This window comes from Saccharopolyspora antimicrobica (assembly GCF_003635025.1).
Taxonomy (GTDB): Bacteria; Actinomycetota; Actinomycetes; order Mycobacteriales; family Pseudonocardiaceae; genus Saccharopolyspora; species Saccharopolyspora antimicrobica.
The window spans coordinates 666,435-685,240 of record NZ_RBXX01000002.1 but is presented as its reverse complement, the minus strand read 5'-3'; the positions used below and the strand labels follow the sequence as shown (position 1 = coordinate 685,240).

The 18,806-nt window shown below is 71.6% G+C and carries 18 protein-coding genes; 7 read left to right on the top strand and 11 right to left on the bottom strand.

Annotation, left to right across the window (positions count from 1 at the left end; translation table 11 throughout):
• Positions 1-61: 61 nt before the first annotated feature.
• The 3 genes from ATL45_RS03760 to lpdA all read right to left on the bottom strand — a co-directional run bounded on the left by ATL45_RS03760 (position 62) and on the right by lpdA (position 4,212).
• The gene (locus tag ATL45_RS03760) at positions 62-946 is read right to left on the bottom strand and encodes a TIGR01777 family oxidoreductase (protein WP_093158968.1); all 885 of its coding nucleotides are present in this window, start codon (positions 944-946) and stop codon (positions 62-64) included.
• Between the two features lie 115 nt (positions 947-1,061).
• Positions 1,062-2,786: a 2-oxoglutarate dehydrogenase, E2 component, dihydrolipoamide succinyltransferase gene (gene sucB, locus ATL45_RS03755; protein ID WP_093158966.1), complete on the bottom strand. Its 1,725-nt coding sequence runs from the start codon at positions 2,784-2,786 to the stop codon at positions 1,062-1,064.
• A gap of 55 nt (positions 2,787-2,841) precedes the next feature.
• Positions 2,842-4,212 (bottom strand): dihydrolipoyl dehydrogenase, encoded by a 1,371-nt coding sequence (gene lpdA / locus ATL45_RS03750; RefSeq protein WP_093158963.1) that lies wholly within the window; start codon positions 4,210-4,212, stop codon positions 2,842-2,844.
• Between the two features lie 242 nt (positions 4,213-4,454).
• On the opposite strand from lpdA, the gene ATL45_RS03745 reads away from it, so the two are divergent.
• Positions 4,455-4,799 carry an oxidoreductase gene (locus ATL45_RS03745; protein WP_093158961.1) on the top strand — a complete coding sequence of 115 codons (345 nt, stop codon included), beginning with the start codon at positions 4,455-4,457 and terminating at the stop codon, positions 4,797-4,799.
• A 264-nt stretch (positions 4,800-5,063) separates the two neighbouring features.
• Here ATL45_RS03745 and ATL45_RS03740 read toward each other — a convergent pair whose 3' ends face one another.
• Together ATL45_RS03740 and ATL45_RS03735 are read right to left on the bottom strand one after the other, a co-directional pair.
• On the bottom strand, positions 5,064-5,564 hold the full coding sequence (locus tag ATL45_RS03740; RefSeq protein WP_093158958.1) for an OsmC family protein: 501 nt from the start codon (positions 5,562-5,564) through the stop codon (positions 5,064-5,066).
• A gap of 225 nt (positions 5,565-5,789) precedes the next feature.
• On the bottom strand, positions 5,790-7,280 hold the full coding sequence (locus tag ATL45_RS03735) for a leucyl aminopeptidase (protein ID WP_093158956.1): 1,491 nt from the start codon (positions 7,278-7,280) through the stop codon (positions 5,790-5,792).
• 245 nt (positions 7,281-7,525) lie between these two features.
• Here ATL45_RS03735 and ATL45_RS03730 point away from each other — a divergent pair, with 245 nt between their 5' ends.
• Entirely contained in the window at positions 7,526-8,773 is a 1,248-nt protein-coding gene (locus ATL45_RS03730; protein ID WP_093158953.1) for an APC family permease, read from the top strand.
• 8 nt (positions 8,774-8,781) lie between these two features.
• Positions 8,782-9,453, top strand: a complete 672-nt coding sequence (locus tag ATL45_RS03725; RefSeq protein ID WP_093158951.1) for a ribonuclease FAU-1 family protein — start codon at positions 8,782-8,784, stop codon at positions 9,451-9,453.
• A gap of 15 nt (positions 9,454-9,468) precedes the next feature.
• On the opposite strand, the gene ATL45_RS03720 is transcribed toward ATL45_RS03725, so the two are convergent.
• Positions 9,469-9,759, bottom strand: coding sequence for a hypothetical protein (locus ATL45_RS03720; RefSeq protein WP_093158948.1), 291 nt, complete (start codon positions 9,757-9,759; stop codon positions 9,469-9,471).
• A 157-nt stretch (positions 9,760-9,916) separates the two neighbouring features.
• On the opposite strand from ATL45_RS03720, the gene ATL45_RS03715 reads away from it, so the two are divergent.
• Positions 9,917-11,020 carry a branched-chain amino acid aminotransferase gene (locus ATL45_RS03715; RefSeq protein WP_093158945.1) on the top strand — a complete coding sequence of 368 codons (1,104 nt, stop codon included), beginning with the start codon at positions 9,917-9,919 and terminating at the stop codon, positions 11,018-11,020.
• 192 nt (positions 11,021-11,212) lie between these two features.
• Here the strand turns inward: ATL45_RS03715 and cobS are convergent, their stop codons facing one another.
• From cobS to ATL45_RS03695, 4 genes are read right to left on the bottom strand one after another with little or no spacing between them, the layout of a single operon-like run.
• Positions 11,213-11,941: an adenosylcobinamide-GDP ribazoletransferase gene (gene cobS / locus ATL45_RS03710; RefSeq protein WP_093159033.1), complete on the bottom strand. Its 729-nt coding sequence runs from the start codon at positions 11,939-11,941 to the stop codon at positions 11,213-11,215.
• 2 nt (positions 11,942-11,943) lie between these two features.
• Complete coding sequence (cobT, locus tag ATL45_RS03705; RefSeq protein ID WP_177242091.1) at positions 11,944-13,023, bottom strand: nicotinate-nucleotide--dimethylbenzimidazole phosphoribosyltransferase; 1,080 nt, start codon at positions 13,021-13,023, stop codon at positions 11,944-11,946.
• A gap of 19 nt (positions 13,024-13,042) precedes the next feature.
• A complete protein-coding gene (gene cobU, locus ATL45_RS03700; protein WP_093159031.1) occupies positions 13,043-13,585 on the bottom strand; it encodes a bifunctional adenosylcobinamide kinase/adenosylcobinamide-phosphate guanylyltransferase in 543 nt (180 codons plus the stop codon).
• Between the two features lie 9 nt (positions 13,586-13,594).
• Positions 13,595-14,233: a DUF3043 domain-containing protein gene (locus tag ATL45_RS03695; RefSeq protein WP_093158943.1), complete on the bottom strand. Its 639-nt coding sequence runs from the start codon at positions 14,231-14,233 to the stop codon at positions 13,595-13,597.
• Positions 14,234-14,480: 247 nt separating this feature from the next.
• Between ATL45_RS03695 and ATL45_RS03690 the strand changes: the two genes are divergently transcribed.
• A complete protein-coding gene (locus ATL45_RS03690) occupies positions 14,481-14,846 on the top strand; it encodes a HesB/IscA family protein (protein ID WP_093158940.1) in 366 nt (121 codons plus the stop codon).
• A 92-nt stretch (positions 14,847-14,938) separates the two neighbouring features.
• Here the strand turns inward: ATL45_RS03690 and ATL45_RS03685 are convergent, their stop codons facing one another.
• A complete protein-coding gene (locus tag ATL45_RS03685) occupies positions 14,939-15,541 on the bottom strand; it encodes a TetR/AcrR family transcriptional regulator (protein ID WP_170210151.1) in 603 nt (200 codons plus the stop codon).
• 156 nt (positions 15,542-15,697) lie between these two features.
• Between ATL45_RS03685 and ATL45_RS03680 the strand changes: the two genes are divergently transcribed.
• Positions 15,698-17,194 (top strand): APC family permease, encoded by a 1,497-nt coding sequence (locus tag ATL45_RS03680; protein ID WP_093158935.1) that lies wholly within the window; start codon positions 15,698-15,700, stop codon positions 17,192-17,194.
• On the top strand, positions 17,191-18,792 hold the full coding sequence (locus tag ATL45_RS03675; protein ID WP_093158933.1) for an amidohydrolase: 1,602 nt from the start codon (positions 17,191-17,193) through the stop codon (positions 18,790-18,792). The genes ATL45_RS03680 and ATL45_RS03675 overlap by 4 nt, the downstream gene beginning before the upstream one ends.
• Positions 18,793-18,806 lie beyond the last annotated feature (14 nt).

The following is an 18,806-nucleotide window of genomic DNA, read 5'->3' as shown; positions in this document are numbered from 1 at the left end:
CGAAACGCGCACGGGACACGACCAGCGGATGCGGAGCCGCAGAGGGCGACTTCGACGTCGTTCAGCCGACGGCGGCCGCCAGCGCCGAGTCGACCGACGGGTGCTGGAAGGTGAAGCCGTACGATTCCAGAACGGTCGGCACCGCTCGCTGGCCGGCGAGCGCCTGGTCGGCCAGCTCGCCGAGCACGATGCGCAGCGCGAAGCCCGGCACGATCCACGGCGCGGGACGGCCCACCGCCTCCGCCAGCGCCTTGGTGAACTGCGCGTTGGTCACCGGGGCGGGCCCGGTGAGGTTGACCGGGCCGGAGATCTCGGAGTGCTCCAGCACGAACCGGATCGCGGCGACCTCGTCGTCCAGCGAGATCCACGGCATGTACTGCGTGCCGTCGCCCAGCCGACCGCCCAGCAGCAGCGAGAACAGCGGGCGCAGCTGACCGAGCAGCCCGCCGGACCGGGCGAGGACCAGGCCGGTGCGCAGCAGCACCACGCGGACACCGGCCGCCGCCGCGGGCTCGGTCGCAGCCTCCCAGCGCCGGCAGAGCTCGGCGAGGAAGTCATCACCCGGCGACACCGCCTCGGTCACCGGCTTCGACCCGGTGTCGCCGTAGTAGCCCACCGCCGAACCGTTGGCGAGCACCGGCACCCCGGCCTCGGCCACCGCCGCGGCCAGCACCTCCGTGGCGCGGACCCTGGAGTGCACCAGCAGCCGCTTGCGCTCCGGTGTCCACCGCTTCTCGCCGATGCCCGCGCCGCACAGGTTCACCACCGCCTCCGCGCCCTCCAGCGCATCGGTGTCGAGCCGCCCGGACTCGGGATCCCAGCCCCGCTCGTCCGGAGCGGCGGGCACGCGCCGGACCAGCCGGACCACCTCGTGCTCGGCCGCCCGCAACGAGGCGACCAGGGACGTGCCGATCAAGCCGGACGAGCCGGCCACAACCACGCGCATGCCCGGAATCGTCCCGCACCCGCAGGCCCGAAGCGAGCTCTTCGGCGATCACCACCGGCGGAACGGCGAACGGCCGCCCACCCGAGTGGTGGACGGCCGTTCGCAGCTGGTCGGCTCAGAGACCGAGGTCGGCCTCGAAGGCGCCTTCTTCCAGCCGCTGCTTGAGCGTGGACAGGAAGCGGGCGGCGTCCGCGCCGTCCACCAGGCGGTGGTCGTAGGACAGCGCCAGGTACACCATCGAGCGGATCGCGATGGTGTCCCCGCCGTTCTCGTCGGCGACCACGACCGGGCGCTTGACGACCGCGCCGGTGCCGAGCATGCCCACCTGCGGCGGGTTCAGGATCGGCGTGTCGAACAGCGCGCCGCGGCTACCGGTGTTGGTGATGGTGAAGGTGCCACCGGACAGCTCGTCGGGCTTGATCTTGTTGTTGCGGGTCCGCGCCGCCAGGTCGGCGATCTTGCGGGCCAGCCCGCCGAGGTTGAGGTCCCCGGCGTCGTGGATCACCGGCGAGACCAGGCCGCGCTCGGTGTCCACCGCGACCGACAGGTGCTCGGCACCGTGGTAGGTCACTTCCTTGGTGTCGTCGTTGATCGAGGCGTTCAGCTTCGGGTGCAGCTTCAGCGCCTCGGCCGCCGCCTTCGCGAAGAACGGCAGGAACGACAGCTTGACGCCCTCGGCGGCCTCGAAGTTCGCCTTGGCGCGGTCCCGCAGCCGGGCGATGCGGGTCACGTCGACCTCGATCACCGTGGTCAGCTGCGCGGCGGTCTGCAGCGACTCCACCATCCGGCGGGCCAGCAGCTGCCGCAGGCGCGACATCTTCTGCGTGGTGCCGCGCAGCGCCTGGGCCTCTTCCGACGGCTCCACCAGCGAAGCGCTCGGCGCCGCGGCCGGAGCGGCGGCCTGCGCCGGGGCGGACTTCTTGGCGTCGATCGCGGCCTGCACGTCCTGCTTGCGGATCCGGCCGCCGACACCGCTGCCCTTGATCGCGGACAGGTCGATGTTGTGCTCGTTGGCCAGCTTCCGCACCAGCGGCGTCACGTAGGGCGCGGCGCCGGTCGGCGCAGCCTCGGCGGGAGCCGGGGCAGCCGGAACCGGAGCCGGAGCGGGAGCTGCCGGAGCGGGCGCGGGCGGAGCCGGGGCAGCGGCCGGGGCGGGAGCCGGCGCCGCGGGAGCGGCGGCCTGGGGCTCGGGGGCCGGCGGAGCCGGGGCAGCGGCGGGAGCCGCGCCGGCGGCGCCGATCACGGCGAGCTTGGCGCCGACCTCGACGGTGTCGTCCTCGTTGGCGGCGATCTCCAGCAGGGTGCCCGCCACCGGCGACGGGATCTCGGTGTCCACCTTGTCGGTGGAGACCTCCAGCAGCGGCTCGTCGACCTCGACGCTGTCGCCGACCTGCTTGAGCCACCGGGTCACGGTGCCCTCGGCGACGCTCTCGCCGAGCGCGGGCATGTTCACGTCGGTGCCCTGCGCGCCACCGGCAGGGGCGGCCGGGGCCGGAGCCTCGGGGGCCGGCGCGGGCGCGGCGGGGGCGGGCTGCTCGGCGGCCGGAGCGGGCTGCTCGGCGGGAGCCGGGGCGGCGGGCTCGGCGGGGGCCTGGGCCGCGCCGGCGTCACCGATCACGGCGAGCTCGGCGCCGATCTCGACGGTGTCGTCCTCCTGAGCGATGATGCGCTGCAGCACGCCGGCGGCGGGGGACGGGATCTCGGTGTCGACCTTGTCGGTGGAGACCTCCAGCAGGGGTTCGTCGACCTCGACGGTCTCGCCCTCCTGCTTGAGCCACCGGGTGATCGTTCCCTCGGTGACGCTCTCGCCTAGTGCCGGCATCTGAACGGAGAAGGCCATCTCTTGCTGACTCCTCGTGGTGTGGCGGGGTGCTTGGCTGACTGCGGAGCCGACGTCAGCCGTGCACGTGCAGCGGCTTGCCGGCCAGGGCGAGGTGCGCCTCGCCCAGGGCTTCGGTCTGGGTGGGGTGGGCGTGCACCAGCGGCGCGACGTCCTCCGGCAGAGCTTCCCAGTTGTAGATCAGCTGCGCCTCGCCGATGAGCTCACCGACGCGGTCACCGACCAGGTGCAGGCCGACGACCGGGCCGTCGGTCGCGCGGACCAGCTTGACCGCGCCCTGGGTCTTGAGGATCTGGCTCTTGCCGTTGCCCGCCAGGTCGTAGGTGAAGGTCTCCACCGAGCCGTACTGCTCCTTGGCGGCGGCCTCGGTCAGGCCCACCGAGGCGACCTCCGGGTGGCAGTAGGTCACGCGCGGGATGCCGGCCTCGTCGATGGGCTGCGGGTTGAGCCCGGCGATGTCCTCGGCGATGAAGATGCCCTGCTGGAAGCCGCGGTGCGCCAGCTGCAGGCCGGGCACGATGTCGCCGACCGCGTAGACGCCCGGCAGGTTGGTGCGCAGGCGCTCGTCGGTGCGGACGAAGCCGCGCTCCACGTTCACCCCGGCGGCCTCGAAGCCGTGGCCCGCGGTGTTCGGGCCGCGGCCGACCGCGACCAGCAGCAGGTCCGCGTCGTAGGTCTCGCCGTTCTCCAGGCTGACCGAGACACCGGAGTCGGTCTGGGTGGCGCCGGTGAACTTGACACCGGTCTTGAACTTGATCCCGCGCTTGCGGAAGGCGCGCTCCAGGCGCTTGGAGACGAACTCGTCCTCGTTGGGCACCAGGTGCGGCAGCGCTTCGACGATGGTCACCTCGGCGCCGAACGAGCGCCAGACGCTGGCGAACTCCACGCCGATCACGCCGCCGCCGAGCACCACGACCTTGTTCGGGATGAAGTCCAGGTTCAGCGCCTGCTCGCTGGCGATGACCCGCCCGCCCAGCTCCAGGCCGGGCAGCGTCTTGGAGTAGGAGCCGGTGGCCAGCACCACGTTCTTGCCGGTGTAGCGGGTGCCGTTCACCTCGACGGTGTTGGCGTCGACCAGCGTGCCCGCGCCCTCGACCAGGGTGACCTTGTGCGCCTTGGCCAGGCCCTGCAGGCCCTTGTACAGGCCGGCGACGATGCCGTCCTTGTACTTGTTGACGCCGTCGATGTCGACGCCCTCCAGGGCGGCCCGCACACCGAACTGGTCGGCGTCGCGGGCGGAATCGGCGACCTCCGCGGCGTGCAGCAGCGCCTTGGTCGGGATGCAGCCTCGGTGCAGGCAAGTCCCACCGAGCTTGTCCTTTTCCACCAGGACGACGGACAGGCCTAGCTCGGCTGCGCGGAAGGCGCAGGCGTAGCCGCCCGAACCGCCACCGAGAATGACTAGATCGGCGGACGTGTCGGTCACTTCGCACTCCTCGACAGGCTTCGTTGACTCGCTGACAGCACTTCACCGGACCGGATGGTCACGAGCACCTGCAAGCCATCTTGTCACCACACGACAGGGTCACGCGACGTGGGCCGGGTGATCTGTGCTGCATCTCGGCGGATCACAGTGGAGGGTGGGTGATTTTTTACCCGTCGCCCATGTCGGTGATGGCAATATCGGGAGCAGGCTGCTCTTCCATCACCTGAATGGAGGCGAGTGCGGTGGGCCTCTTCGACCGCTTCCGCAGGCGGCGCGCCGGTGAGGTGCGCGGTGCCGATTCCGCCGATTCCGCGCACTTGATCAGCTGGACCGAGCAGCACCACGGCGTGGAGGGCTACCTCGAACCGCGCACGACGGTGACCGAGACGACGCTGATGCTCATCGCGCACGACGGCGAGTGGACCCGGCGCCGGGTGGACGGCCCGGCCGCGGCGCACCGGCTGACCCGCAAGCTCGGCATCCCGCTGTACGAGGTGGCCAAGGTCGGCTACCCGCAGCGGATGCGCGACTACCAGGCCCGCCAGCGGATCCTCCGCGACCGGAACCGCCGCGCCGCCGACGGCTGAACTGGGTTTCCCCGCTCGTTTTGCGTGGCGGTGCAGGTGGCGGAACCTCAGACGCCGCCTGGTCTGCGGGAGCCCGTTGTCCGATACACGGCGAACGGGCTGTCCTCGCCAGACGACGTCTGAGAACCCGCGGCGGTGCGAGCTGCGAGGGTGGGTTATGCGCCTAGCGGCGCATGCGGTCACTGCCGGGGCTGGGCGCGGAGCGGCTTCCCGGTTGCGGTTCAGAACCGGAAAGACCGGTGTGAGCTCGCCCGGCGTGGCGGGTCAGTTCGCGATGCGGGTGGTCGGGGTGCAGTTGACCGGGAAGTTCACCGCCTTGGCGATGTAGCAGAGCTCGTGCGCGCGTTCGTGCAGCGCTTCGGCCACGTCGATGCTGGCGCGGTCGGACACCGTCACCACCGGGGCGAGCTCGACCGACTCGAACTGGCCGGTGCCGTCCGGGTTCTCGGCGAGGTAGCCGCGGGCCTGGTCGTGGTAGCCGGTGACCACCACTCCGCTGTCCGCCGCCAGGTGCAGGAACCACAGCATGTGGCACTGCGACAGGGAGGCGACCAGCAGCTCTTCGGGGTTGTAGCGGTCCGCGTCGCCGAGGAAGACCGGGTCCGCGGAGGCGTCGATGGCGTCCTTGCCGTCCGCGCGCACCTCGTGGGTGCGCTCGTAGCTGCGGTAGGAGCTGGTGCCCTGGCCGGTGTTGCCGGTCCACACCACGTCGACCTGGTACCCGTGCCGGGCCGTCGTCGGCGAGGCCGGTTTCGATTCGGTCATCGCCACATCGTTGCACCGCCGCGGGGTGCTGTGGTGATCCCTTTGCGGCCTACGTCACAAATACGCCACCGGGTGGGGCGATCCGGTGAGCACGGAACGCGCCGGTTTTGCCTGGTCAGGCCCGTGAGTGCTTTGAGGGGCTATAACAGCGCAAAACACTCACGGGCCATCACCTGCTGAAACGTTCCCCACTGCCGAAGCATCAGCGGTGAGGACGGTCTGGGCTCAGCCCTGGTCGGCGATGTCGGCGAGGACCGCGGCCAGGGTGCGGACCGGGACGCCGGTGCCGCCCTTGGGCGTGTAGCCCCACGGGCCGGAGGTGTTGTAGGCCGGGCCCGCGATGTCGATGTGCGCCCACTCCACGCCGTCGGCGACGAACTCCTCCAGGAAGATGCCCGCCGCCAGCATGCCGCCCCAGCGGTGGCCGGTGATGTTGGCCAGGTCGGCCAGCTTGGAGTCCAGGTCGCCGCGCAGCTCCTCCGGCAGCGGCATCGGCCAGGCGCCCTCGCCCGCGGCCTGCGACAGCCGCGCCACCCGGTCGCGGAACTGCTCGCTGCCCATCACGCCCGGCGTGCGCTTGCCCAGCGCCACCACCTGCGCGCCGGTCAGCGTGGAGGTCTCGATCAGGTAGTCCGGCTCGTCCTCGCAGGCGCGGGTGATCGCGTCGACCAGGATCAGCCGGCCCTCGGCGTCGGTGTTGAGCACCTCGACGGTCTTGCCGCCGTACATGGTCAGCACGTCACCGGGGCGGTAGGCGGTGCCGGAGGGCATGTTCTCGGCCATCGGCACGGTCGCGGTGATGTCCAGCGGGTAGTTCAGCCGGGCCGCCAGCACCATGGTGGCCACCACCGAGGCCGCGCCGGACATGTCGGAGGTCATCTCCTCCATGCCCGCCGCGGGCTTGATCGAGATGCCGCCGGTGTCGAAGGTGATGCCCTTGCCGATCAGCGCGACCTTCTTGGCCGCCTTCGGGCCCTTGTGCCGCATGCGCACCAGCCGCGGCTGCCGGGACGAACCGGCACCGACGCCGAGGATGCCGCCGAAGCCCTGCTTGCGCAGCGCGTTGTCGTCGAGCACCTCGACCTCCAGGCCGACGGCGCGGCCCAGCTCGCTGGCGCGCTCGGCGAAGGAGGCCGGGAACAGGTCGTTGGGCGGGGTGTTGATCAGGTCGCGCGCGGTGTTGACCGCTTCACCGATCGCGGTGGCGCCCTTGAGCGCGTGCACGGCGCTGTCCGCCTTCGCGTCGGCGACCACGAACTCCACTTCGGACACCGGGGCGTCGCCGGACTTCGACTTGTAGCCGGTGAAGGCGTAAGCGCCGAGCACGGTGCCCTGCACCGCGGCGGAGAGGTCCACTGCGGACAGCGTGGTGGCGGCGCGCTCGACACCGGTCAGCGCGCGGGCGGCGGCACCGGATGCGCGGCGCACCTGCTCGCCGGTCGGCCCACTGGTCGCGGACTTGCCCAGACCGGTCGCGACCAGGACCGGGGCGCGAAGCTTGCCACCGGCGGGCAGCTTGACGACTTCGTCGGCCTTCCCGGTCGCGCCCAGCGAGGTCAGCACCTGTCGCAGGTCCCCGTCGTAGGCCGCGGCGACCTGCTCGGAGCCGGGCGCGAGCCGCAGGCCGTCGGTGTCCTGCACGGTGCCGACGATGAGCGCGTCCACGGCCAGCTTGGTCACCGCGGTGTCGGTGAGGGAGAGTTTCGGGGTCGTCACGTGGTCATCCTCCGTTGAAGCTGCCGTGTCAGCATTGGGTCCATTTGCACTCTAGAGGTTTGATTCCAGGCGTGTTTCGCCTGGCGGAAACCTCAGGCCTCGTCCGTATCGCCCGGTCGGTGGTGGTGCGCGGCCGGGCCGGAATCCGACGAGGACAGTCGTGCGCCTGCGCCCGTTCACAGCGCGGTCGGGCTGTCAACCGACAGGTGGCTGCACCATCGGGGTTCGTCTGCAAGGGTGGTCGGGTGGCCCAACAGGTTGAATCGAGCGGTCGGCTCGCCTCCGGTGCCGGGGCGGTTCCGCTGGCGCTCGGCGGAATGCTCGGCGTCGGTGTGCTCGTGGGGCCGGCGCCCGCGGCGGCCGCGGCCGGGATGTGGGCGCCTTTCGGGCTGCTGATCGCGCTGCTGGCCGCGGTGTGCTCGGCGACGGCGACCGCGTACCAGTCGGCGGCCTACCGCGGCCCGGGAGCGGTCTACGCGTGCGTACGCGGGCGCATGGGCGTGCTGCCCGCGCGCGTCGGCGCCAGCGCCTACCTGGCCGGGCACATCGCCGCGATGGCCGCGATCGCCCGGGTGCTCGGCGACTTCTTCCTGCCCGCCTCCGCACCGCTGGTGGCTGCCGCGGCGATCCTGCTGGTGGTGCTCTCGGCGACGACCGGCCTGCGGATCCGCGGTGCCGCGGCCTGGATCTGGCTCGCGCTGACCGCCGCCGTGCTGGCCCTGGTGGTCGTCACGTGCTTCGCGATCGCCCCGGTCCCGCCGCTGCCGACCGGTGCCTCGCCCGCCGACAGCGCGGTGGGCATCACCGGAGCGGCCGGTGTGCTGTTCTTCGCCTTCCTCGGCTTCGAGCGGCTGACCGCCCCGGCCGAGGAGCGCGACCGGGTCCCGTGGGCCGCGGTGAAGCGCGGTGTGGTGATCTCGTTCGTCCTGCTGACCGCGGTGCTCGCGGTGGTGACGGCGGCGCTGGTGCACCAGCTCGGCTGGTCCCGGCTGGCGCTGTCGCCGACGCCGATCCGCGATGTCCTGACCGCGGCCGCGGCCTCCGAGCTCGCGCCGCTGGTCAGCGTCGGCGCGGCGGTCGCGCTGCTGCCGGTGCTGCTGGCCGGGCTGGAGTCCATCCGGTCGACGGCGTTGGCCCTGGTGCAGGAAGGCGATCTGCCCCAGGGGCTGGGACGCCGGAGCGGCGCGGGCACTCCGTACCTGCTGGACGTCGGCGCCGGTGTCGCGGCGGTCGCGGTCGCGCTGCTGGTCGACCCGGTGACGGCGATGGCCTTCGCCGCGTGCAGCCTGCTGGTGCACTACGCCTTCGCCAACGCCGGAGCGCGGTTGCTGCTGGCGGACGCGGGCGGCTGGCCGATGCGCGCGGCGTGCCTGGGGATGGGCGTCTCTGTCGTAATTGCGATGAGCATGCCGATTTCTGCGATGCTTGCCACGCTTGTTGTCGTTTTTATCGGTCCTTTGGCGACGGGAGGTGTGTCCCGTCGCTGGAGATGAGGCGGGTCATGCTGAACGCGAGTGCAGGCAACCTTTCCCTGGAACCAATCGAACAGCCGATCTGGCTGCCCGGCGAGGAAGCGCTTTACAGCTTCTGGCGGCTTGACGGTTCCCTCGGCACCGTCCACCCTGCACGGGTGGTCGCCGACGACGGCGACCAGCTGCTGTGCTGGGTCCTCGACGGCACCCCGATCCGGACCACCACATCGCCGGACGGTCGTTCGTACCGCGAAATGCCGCTGTTCGAACGCTTCAACGGGCCGCGGGTGCCCGCCAGGTCCACCTGGCGCGGCACGTCCACGCTGCGGCTGGTCTACGAGCACCGCTGGGTGTCGGTGTGGTGGTTCTTCGAACCCGACGGCACCTTCCGCAACTGGTACGTCAACCTCGAAGTGCCGCTGGGGCGCGACGAGTACGGGGTGCGGCGCGTCGACGGCGTGCTGGACGTCGAGGTGCTCCCGGACGGAACGTGGTCCTGGAAGGACGAGCACGAGCTGGCCGCCGCGATGGCGGCCGGCCGGTTCGACCGCTGGCACCTCAAGCAGTTGCGGGCCGAGGGAGAGCGCATGATCGCGCTCGCCGAGGCGCGCTTGTTCCCGTTCGACGGCACCTACTGCGACGCGGTGCCGGATCCGAAGTGGGCACTGCCGTCCCTACCGGATGGACTGCTGCGGCTCTGACCGGTGTTCGGGGGGTCAGGACACCGAGATGAACAGCAGCACGATGATGACCGCGACCAGCGCACCGATCCCGCCGACCGAGCCACCGCGCAGGTCCTTCGGGAAGAACGTCTTGTGCTTGTTGCGCCACCAGAACGCCCAACCGATGGCGCCACCGAGGCCGAGGATCAGGCCGAACACGTCGAGCCAGGCGTAGCCGAGCGCCACGAGAAGGCCGCCACCCAGGGGCATCAGCGCCGCCAGGGTGGCGGCCAGCGCGTCTTGCGCCGCCGTGGTGGGGACCGGAACAGGAGCCTGCTGGTTCATGACCACATCATAGGGCCCGGAACGTCGGCTTCCGGAAGGTTCCGGGTAACGCTCGGTGGCTTCGGCTCAGCTGCCTGTGATCGGACGACGGACAATTGGACGACCAACTTAAGAAGACCGGTTTCCACTGCTCGTGAGGTCGCGATACGGTACGCGCATGACTGAAGCGCTGTCTTTCACCCGGACCACCAACCCGCAACCGGCCAGCGACGAGCGCCGTGCAGAGGTACTGGCCAATCCGGGGTTCGGACGGCACTTCACCGATCACATGGTGACGATTCGCTGGACCGACGACCGCGGCTGGCACGACGCCCGCGTCGAGCCCTACCACTCGCTCGAACTCGACCCGGCGACCTCCGTCCTGCACTACGCGCAGGCCATCTTCGAAGGCCTCAAGGCCTACCGCCAGCCCGACGGCTCGATCTCGGCGTTCCGGCCGGACGCCAACGCGCGGCGCTTCCAGGACTCCGCGAAGCGGATCGCGATGGCCGAGCTGCCGGAGGAGCTGTTCGTCGAGTCGCTGCGCGAGCTGATCGCGGTCGACGAGGCCTGGGTGCCCAGCGCGGCGGAGAGCTCGCTCTACCTGCGGCCGTTCATGATCTCCACCGAGGTCGGCCTGGGCGTCAACAGCCCGGCCAACGCCTACCTGTACGCGGTGATCGCCTCGCCGTCCGGCTCGTACTTCGCCGGCGGCATCAAGCCGGTCACCGTGTGGCTGAGCCACGAGTACGTGCGCGCCGCACCCGGTGGCACCGGTGCGGCCAAGTTCGCGGGCAACTACGCCGCCTCCTTCGCGGCGCAGGCCGAGGCCGTGAAGCAGGGCTGCGACCAGGTCGTGTGGCTCGACGCGTGCGAGCGGCACGTGGTCGAGGAGATGGGCGGCATGAACCTGTTCTTCGTGCTGGGTTCCGGCGCCGATGCGCGCCTGGTGACCCCGGAGCTCAGCGGCAGCCTGCTGCCCGGCGTGACCCGCTCGTCGCTGCTGGAGCTGGGCCGCGAGCTCGGCATGCAGGTCGAGGAGCGCAGGTTCACGGTGGAGGAGTGGGAGAAGAAGGCCGGGACCGGTGAGCTCACCGAGGTCTTCGCCTGCGGCACCGCGGCGGTGATCACCCCGGTCGGCCACGTCAAGCACCGCGACGGCGAGTTCACCATCGCGGACGGCCAGCCGGGCAAGGTCACGATGCAGCTCCGTGAGCGCCTGACGGGCATCCAGCAGGGCACGGTCGCGGACACCCACGGCTGGATGACCAAGCTCAGCTGAGCTGGGGTTTCCAAGCTCGTTCTGCGTGCCGGTGCGGGTAGCGGCCTCGCCGCTGTTGCTTCGGTCGGGCGATCGTTTGTGCAGGCCATTGCCCGTGAGTGTTTTGTGGTGCTACAGGCGCACAAAACACTCACGGGCGCTTGCCAGGCTGAACGGGTGCGACGACGTAGCGATCGGTCCCGCTTCGGCGGGTCAGGCGAAGGTCGCGCCGATGAGGACGACCGTGGTGGCCAGCTCGGAGGCCGCACCTAGGACGTCTCCGGTGATCCCGCCGAAGCGGCGGCGGACGTGGTGGGTGAAGGCCAGCAGCAGCGCGGCCGCCGCTGCTACCGCGATCGCCGTGTGCCAGTCGACGGCGATGGCCGCCACCGCGAAGAGCGCCAGCCACCAGGCCGCCACCAGCCAGGTCGGTTGACTGCCCGCCACCAGGGCGCCCATGCCCTCCGGGCGGGCAGGTGGCACACCGCGGCGGCAGCACAGGACGAAGCCCGCGCGGCCGACCGCGCAGGCCAGCACCACCACCAGCGGGTTGGCCGACAGCTCGGCGAGGCTGACCGCCTGGATACCCAGCACGAGGATCAGCGCGACCACCGCGAACGGCCCCGCACCGCCGTCGCGCATCACGCTCAGCGCGCGCTCCGGCGGTCCGTAGCAGCCGAGGCCGTCCACCGAATCGGCCAGACCGTCCACGTGCATGCCCCTGGTGACCAGCACCAGCACCGCCACCGTCAGCAGCCCGGCCAGCAGCGGCGGTGCGCCGAGCCCGGTCAGCCCCCACAGCGCGAGCGCGCCGGATCCGCCCACCAACGCGCCGACCAGGGGAGCGAACGCGATCGCCTGCCGGCAGGTGGCGTCGTCGACGCGGCGCGCCGGAATCGGCAGCACGCTCAGCCACGAGACGGACAGGCGCAGGCCGTCCAGGGTCACGACTTCGCGGCCTCGGCTTCGGTCGGGCCGCCGACACCGGCTTCGTCGAAGGTCGCCATCTCGCCGAGCACCCGCGTCGCGGCGGTCAGGATCGGCAGCGCCGCCAGCGCGCCGGAGCCCTCGCCGAGCCGCATCCCCAGGTCGAGCACCGGAGTCAGGTCGAGGTGCTCGAGCACCAGCGGCCCACCCGGCTCCGCCGAGCGGTGCCCGGCCAGCCACCACTGCCGCGCTCCCGGCGCGAGCTCTTCGGCGACCAGCGCCGCCGCGCCCACCACGACCCCGTCCAGCAGCACGGGCGTGCGGCGGACGGCGGCTTGGGCGAGGAACCCGGTCAGCGCGGCGATGTCGGCACCGGAGGAGGTGCGCAGCAGCGCCACCGGGTCGTCCAGCACCTTGCGGGCCCGGCGCAGCGCGTCGCGGATGGCGGCGGTCTTGCGCATCCAGGTGTTGTCGTCGATACCGGTGCCGCGGCCGACGACCGCCACCGGCTCGGTGCCGGTGAGCACCGAGATCAGCACCGCCGCCGGAGTGGTGTTGCCGATCCCCATGTCCCCGGCGATGAGCAGGTCGGCCCCGGAGTCGATCTCCTCGTCGGCGATGGTCCGCCCGGCGTTGATCGCGGCCCGCACCTCGGCGTCGGTCAGCGCGTCCTCGCGGTCGATGGCGCCGGACGAGCGCCGCACCTTGTGCGCGCTGACCACCGGCGGGGTGTCGGCGTTGACGGCCATGTCCACGACCCGCACGGTCGCCCCGGTGTTGGTGGCGAGCACGTTCACCGCCGCACCGCCGGCCAGGAAGTTCGCGACCATCTGGCCGGTCACCTCGCTGGGGTAGGCGGACACGCCGTGCCCCGCGACGCCGTGGTCACCGGCGAAGACGACCACCCGCGGCCGGGAGAACGGCCGCGGCGGGCACAGGCCCTGGCGGGCGGCGACCCAGACGCCCAGCTCCTCCAGCCGGCCCAGCGAGCCCGCCGGCTTGGTCAGCTGCTCGTGGCGGGCGACGGCCTGCCGCTGGGCCTGCTCGTCGGGGGCCGGCACCGTCGGGAAGCTGATCTCGTTCTGGTCGGTGGACAAGCGAACCTCCGTGTCGATTTCAGCGCAGTCGGAGCGGCAGACCGGCGACGAGCAGGACGACCTCGTCGCACACCTCGGCCAACCGGGCGTTGAGCACTCCGAGCTCGTCGCGGAACAGCCTTCCAGACCGGGTGGCGGGAACGATGCCCAGGCCGACCTCGGCGGAGACGACGACCAACCGCCCGGCGCAGCCGACGACGGCGCCGACGAGCTCAGCGCGCCGAGCGGCGACGACCTCCAGCGCACCGGCATCCCGCTCCCAGGCCCCGGCGTCGTCGAGCACCCCGGTCAACCAGGTGGCGAGGTCGTCGACCAGCACGGACGCCCCGGCGGGAGCCTCGCCCAGCGCCTGGCACAGCGAACGGGTGTCCGGTGCCTCTGTGGTCCGCCAGCTGCCCGGGCGCCGGGCGACGTGAGCGGCGATCCGGTCGTCCCACTCGCGATCACCGGCGACCCGCCGAGCGGTGGCCACGTAGGTGACCGCCTCATCGGCACCGACCAGCCCTTCGGCGTGCGCGGACTTCCCGGAACGCGCCCCACCGAGCACCAACGTGCGCACCAACGGCCCCGATCAGCCGATCTTGGCGGCGTCCTTGGGGGTGTAGCGGGGGCGGGGGACGCGGAGCTTGCGGATCTGCATCGCGCGGGTGAAGGCGTACCAGCCCAGGGAGAAGGACTTGTCCTGGGAGTCCGGGTACTTCGCGCGGACGCGCTTGTTGATGTAGCGGCCCAGCAGGGTGCCCTCGACGATCATCATCACCAGCAGGGCCATGCAGAACAGGGTCGCGTACTGCTGGACCACCAGGTTCTGCGACAGGGTGCTGACGAAGACCACCAGCACCAGCGGCATGAACAGGCCCATCAGGTGGCGGCGGGTGTCCACCAGGTCGCGGACGTAGGCGCGCACCGGGCCCTTGTCGCGGGGCATCAGGTAGCGGTCATCGCCCTGCATCATCCGCTCGCGGCGCTCCTTGGCCGCGTTGCGCCGCTCCTCCTTGTTGCCGCGGGCGCGCTTGACCGCTTCGCGCTGCGTCTTCGGCGGCGGCGGGACCGGGCCGCGGCGCTTGCCCTCGGCGTCCCGGCGCTTCGGGGTGGGGCGGCCCTTCTTGGGCGTGTGGTTGGGGGCGTGCTCCGCCGCGAGCTGGGCAGTCTCGTTCTCGGACTCCGGGCTGGCGGCCTGCTCGGTGCTGCTGCGGCGAAGGAACCTCACTCCAACAGGGTATTCGACGCCACTCCCGTCGTTGCAGCAGACCGGGCGGAAAGACCGTTACCGGGCGCGTTCCGGCTGGCGGAACCGCCGGCGAGCTCTTAAGCACATCACACCAGCTCGGCGTGCGACTGTGCCACCATGGACGTCGGAGCACACGTCCCCGGGTCCGCCCGCGGGAATAGGCCGGTGCGGCAGGTGGTTGCACCACAGGCCGGAATCGGATGAGCGAGACCTCAAGGGAGAGTCCATGACCGCCCCGAACACCACGACCGAGACCGAGGCGCCCGCGCACGGTGTCACGTTGACCGACGCGGCGGCCCAGAAGGCCAAGGCCCTGCTGGACCAGGAGGGCCGCGACGACATGCACCTGCGCATCGCCGTCCAGCCCGGTGGCTGCGCGGGGCTGCGCTACCAGCTGTTCTTCGACGAGCGCACCCTGGACGGTGACGCGCGGCGGGACTTCGAGGGCCTGGGCGTCGTCGTCGACCGGATGAGCGCGCCGTACCTGCAGGGCGCGACGATCGACTTCGTCGACTCCATCGAGAAGCAGGGCTTCACCATCGACAACCCGAACGCGGGCGGGTCGTGCGCCTGCGGCGACTCGTTCCACTGACCGGGCGAGCCGATCTGGCATGAGGCCGGTGCCCCGCGGGGTGCCGGCCTCAGTCGTGTGCGCGCAAGACTTCCGCTTCCCGGCGGAGGTGCTCAGGCGGGGTCCGGGATGCCCCGGATGTAGGACTGCACCGCTTCGCGGAAGGCGGTGCGGTTGACCTCGGCCGGTTCGGTGGCGCGGATCGCGGTGCGCAGGAGCGGGAAGTCCTCGCCCAGCGGTTGGTCGAAGGCCGGGGAGAACGGCGCGAGGATCGAGCCGAGGACCACGTAGTCGATGCCGAGCACCACGCGCAGTGCCGCCGCCGGTCCCATGCCCGCCTCGACGAGCATCGCGATGACGTCCTCGTAGGCCTGGCGGGACTCGGTGATGGTCACCGCGCGCCGGGCGATGATCCCCACCGCGTTGGGGTGCTCGGCGAAGGCCGCGTGATAGGTGCGGGCCCAGTTCAGCAGGCCGGCGCGCCAGTCGGCGGGGTGCAGGTCCAGGGCGGGCATGTCCGCCGTGATGATCTCGGTGATCAGTTCGAGGATGTCGTCCTTGCCGTCGACGTGCGAGTACAGGGACGGTGCTCGCACTCCCAGCCTGGCCGCGATGCGCCGGACGGTCAGTGCTTCGGCGCCTTCTTCGTCGACGACCGCGAGCGCGGCCAGCCCGATCTCGCGCCTCGTCAGCGAGCCGCGCCTGGTCTGGGGCACCGGTCCTCCTCCGTGATCCTGGACGCGGCCCATTGTTCCCGAGCGCGGCCCGGTGCCGGGATCCGGTGGCTCCCGGGGCTTCCCTAACTCCCGCCGGTGGCCTACAGTCCCAGCCTAACTTAGTTAGGTTGGGCCCGTCCGAAGGAGGACGCAGGCATGAGAACCCCGGCTACCAGGAACGACGTGGACGAGGATTCGGCGCGGCTGCGCGAACTCGGCTACGAGCCCGAGCTGAAGCGCGGACTGGGCGTGCTCGGCAACATCACGATGGGTTTCGCGACCATCTCCCCGGTCGTGGGGCTCTACGCGGTGGTGCTGGTCGGTGCGACGATCGCCGGGCCCCGATGGGTGTGGGCGCTGCCGGTCTGCCTGCTCGGGCAGTGCCTGCTGCTGGCGCTCTACTCCGAACTCTCCTCGGAGTTCCCGATCTCGGGCGGCGCGTACCAGTGGACCCGGCGGCTGGTCGGCCCGTCCTACGCCTGGTTCACCGGCTGGATCTCGCTGTGCTCCAGCCTGCTGGCCAACACCACGATCGCCTACCTGTCCGCACCGTGGGTCTTCACCCTCGTCGGCGTCACCCCGACACCGAACCAGCTGGTCGTGGCCGCGGCGGCGTTCGTGGTGGGGTGCTCGCTGATCAACATGCTCGGGGTGGACGTGCTGCGTCGCGCGCTGGCGGTGGGAGTGGTGGCCGAGATCATCGCCTCGGTGCTGGTCGGCGTCGCGCTGCTGCTGGTGTTCCGGTCGCAGCCGTGGTCGATCCTGACCGAGAGCTTCGGCACCGAGGCGCTGTTCGAGGGTTCCGGGTTCGCCGCGTTCGTCGCGGCGGTGGCCGTCGGGGGCTGGGCGTTCATCGGCTTCGACGCCTGCGTGTCGACCTCGGAGGAGACCCGCAACGCCACCCGCCACGTGCCGCGGGCGATCTGGATCGCGCTGCTCAGCGTCGGCCTGCTGGTGATCCTCAACGCCTTCGCGGTGGTGCTCACCCACCCCGACCCGGCCGGCGTGGTGGCCGGGGCCGACGCCGATCCGGTGACGACCGCCGTCGTGGCGTCCTTCGGCGACTGGTCGGCCAAGCCCTTCGTCGTCGTGGTGATCATCGCGTTCCTGGCGTGCGGGCTGGCCGCGCAGGGATCGACGGCGCGGGCGCTGTACTCGGTCGCGCGCGACGACGTGCTCCCGATGTCGAAGCTCCTGCGGACGGTGAGCCGGAAGAGCCAGGCACCGATCGGCGGCGCGATCGCGGTGACCGCGGTGGCCTGCGTCGGGCTGCTGCTGGCGTTGGACACCGCCGCCATCGGCAGCGTCATCACCTTCGGCACGTCCGCCTTCTACCTGACCTTCCTGCTGGTCGCCTTCGCCGCTCTGGTGGCGCGGCTGCGCGGGACGTGGGTGCCGGGCGGACACGTCCGGCTGGGACGGCTGGGCACCGTGCTCAACGTCGGTGCGGTGCTGTGGCTGGCGTTCGAGTTCGTCAACATCACCTGGCCCCGCGCGCTGCTCGCCCCGGTGGACGCCCCCTGGTACCAGGTGTGGGCCGCCCCGCTGGGCACGGCGCTGATCATCCTCGCCGGACTCGTCTACTTCGTGGTGGCCAAGCCCCGCGACCGGGTCGTCGGAAGCAGTTCCTTCGCAGATCGGAGTGCACAGTGACCATTGCGGACCTCGTCATCACCGGAGCGCGGGTGATCACCATGGACGGACCGCCGGTGAGCGCGGTGGCGGTCCGGGACGGTCGCATCTGCGCGGTCGGCGACGACGTCGGCGAGCACATCGGACGGCGGACGCAGGTGATCGACGGATCGGGGCGGACCGTCACGCCTGGTCTGGTCGATTCCCACCAGCACCCGGTGCACGGCGTCGCCGACATGCGCGGCGTCGACCTGAAGGGCGTGGTGGACCTCGGTGAGCTCCAGGCGAGGCTGCGCGCGGAGAGCGCCCGGCTGGCGCGGGACGAATGGCTGATCGGATACGGCCTGGAGTACAACGCCTTCCTGCCGGACTGGTTGCACCGCAAGCACATCGACGACGCCATCGGCGATCACCCGGCGATGCTGACGCTGATCGACGCGCACACCGCGCTGATGAACACCAGGGGACTGCGGCAGGCCGGGATCACCGGCCCGGTGGAGTTCGCCGACCGCTCGGAGGTGGTCGTCGACCCGGACGGCACGCCCACCGGCGAGCTGCACGAGACCTCGGCGGTGCGGTACGGCGACGCCGCCGTTCCCGCGCTGGAGCTGACCGAACTCGCGCGTCGCGTCGCCGACCTGCACCGCGCGCAGAACGCGGTCGGCATCACCGGTGCGCACATGCTGGACCTGGCGGTCTGGCCGGGCACCGACGAGCTGTTCGAGATGCTCGACGAGAGCGGCGAGCTGACCGTTCGGACGCTGGTGGCGCCGTGGTGCCTGCCTGGAACGGTCGAGGACACGCTCGAGATCGTCCAGGACCTGCGCAGCCGGCCCGGCCGGATGTGGCGCACGGGCGCGGTCAAGTTCTTCCTCGACGGGACCATCGACGGCGGCAGCGCGTGGCTGTGCCACCCGGACTCGCACGGTGCGGGCACCGTTCCGGTGTGGCGCGAGGAGCGGGCCTACGCGGAGGCCGTGCAGCAGGCGGTGGACCTGGGGCTGCCGTGCTGGACGCACGCGATCGGCGACCGGGCGGTGTCCTTCGCGCTGGACACCTACGCCGCCGCCGGGCGCGTTGCCGGCGGCAGGCACCGCATCGAGCACGTCGAACTGCTCCAGGACGGCGACGTCACCAGGTTCGCCGAGCTGGACGTGGTGGCCTCCATGCAGCCGACGCACATGGACTGGACGCTGCCCGACCACACCGACAACTGGTCGACGCGCATCGGCGAGGAGCGCTGCGGCCGGGCCTGGCGCTACCGGGACGTCCTCGCCGCGGGCGGGCACGTCGCGCTCGGTTCCGACTGGCCGATCGCCGGTTACGACCCGCGGGAGATCATGGCCGGTGCCCGGCTGCGCCGTCCGGTCGGCGAGCCGGACCGGGCGCCGGTGCTGCCGGAGCAGGCGCTCACCGCGCAGCAGGCGCTCGCCGGGTACACCACCGAGGCCGCGTACGGCGCGGGGGAGGAGCGGGTGTCCGGGCGGATCCGGGTCGGCATGCGAGCGGATCTGGCGGTGTTCGACGGCGATCCGCTGACCTGCGCCCCGCAGGACCTGCCGGAACTCCCGGTGGTCTGCACGGTCGTCGACGGCCGGATCGTCCACGAAGCGCTCTGAGCTCGTCGTGAGCG

Coding starts and splice junctions, on each gene's coding strand:
- ATL45_RS03760 (WP_093158968.1), bottom strand. CDS start 946: ATGCGCGTGGTTGTGGCCGGCTCGTCCGGCTTGATCGGCACGTCCCTG.
- sucB (WP_093158966.1), bottom strand. CDS start 2,786: ATGGCCTTCTCCGTTCAGATGCCGGCACTAGGCGAGAGCGTCACCGAG.
- ATL45_RS03740 (WP_093158958.1), bottom strand. CDS start 5,564: ATGACCGAATCGAAACCGGCCTCGCCGACGACGGCCCGGCACGGGTAC.
- ATL45_RS03725 (WP_093158951.1), top strand. CDS start 8,782: ATGCTGAACGCGAGTGCAGGCAACCTTTCCCTGGAACCAATCGAACAG.
- ATL45_RS03720 (WP_093158948.1), bottom strand. CDS start 9,759: ATGAACCAGCAGGCTCCTGTTCCGGTCCCCACCACGGCGGCGCAAGAC.
- ATL45_RS03715 (WP_093158945.1), top strand. CDS start 9,917: ATGACTGAAGCGCTGTCTTTCACCCGGACCACCAACCCGCAACCGGCC.
- ATL45_RS03690 (WP_093158940.1), top strand. CDS start 14,481: ATGACCGCCCCGAACACCACGACCGAGACCGAGGCGCCCGCGCACGGT.
- ATL45_RS03680 (WP_093158935.1), top strand. CDS start 15,698: ATGAGAACCCCGGCTACCAGGAACGACGTGGACGAGGATTCGGCGCGG.